1 protein-coding gene is annotated in these 749 nt (G+C 60.2%); it reads left to right on the top strand.

The genetic code is table 11. The features are described 5' to 3' along the window. Positions 1 to 144: 144 nt before the first annotated feature. Positions 145 to 711: an NnrU family protein gene (locus AC0L3L_RS36410; protein WP_473642203.1), complete on the top strand. Its 567-nt coding sequence runs from the start codon at positions 145 to 147 to the stop codon at positions 709 to 711. Positions 712 to 749 lie beyond the last annotated feature (38 nt).

The following is a 749-nucleotide window of genomic DNA, read 5'->3' as shown; positions in this document are numbered from 1 at the left end:
GCCCATTCCAAGATTGCGGGTCCCTGATATATTACTCTGACCATCTCGTTCGCAGGATCCGTTTTGCGCATATGCAGCCGGCAACTCGAGCGAGAGCGTAAGCAAGCCTTCCTTCCCGCCGACGCGCCGAACCTCGGAGGTGTTATGCTAGTACTGGTTTTCGGCCTCGTGATCTTCTTCGGAATCCATTCTGTTCGGATCGCCGCCGGCGGCTTTCGTGATGCGCAAATCGCCACAAACGAGCGGCGCTGGAAGGGACTTTATTCGCTCCTATCGATCATCGGCTTCGTGCTGATCGTCTGGGGCTGGAGTCTTTATCGGCCCAATGCGCCTGAGATCTACGAGCCGCCCTCTTGGGGCCGCCATGTCGCGTCGGTGTTGGTGCTCGCCGCATTCGTCTTTCTGGCAGCCGCTTACTTGCCCGCGGGTTCAATCAAGCATCGGCTGAAGCACCCGATGCTGGTGGGCATCATCCTTTGGGCCATCGGCCACCTCCTGGCCAATGGCGACCTTGCCTCGCTCCTAGTCTTCGGAGCATTTCTGGTTTACGCGATTGTCGATCTCATTGCCGTCATTCCACGCGGCGATCCGGCACCCGCGGTCGTGCGACCGCGTAGCGACCTGATTGCTGTGGGCATCGGCTTGGTGGCTTTCGCATTGTTCGGGCTCTGGCTGCACGGCTGGCTGTTCGGAGTCTCGCCCTTCGCTTGAACGTCCGCAGCGACGGCGCGCCTTCGAGGATGTCCTGG

Source organism: Mesorhizobium sp. WSM4849, assembly GCF_055811385.1.
The sequence above is the reverse complement of the archived record's forward strand: the minus strand, read 5'-3'. Positions and strand labels throughout refer to the sequence as shown.

Coding starts and splice junctions, on each gene's coding strand:
- AC0L3L_RS36410 (WP_473642203.1), top strand. CDS start 145: ATGCTAGTACTGGTTTTCGGCCTCGTGATCTTCTTCGGAATCCATTCT.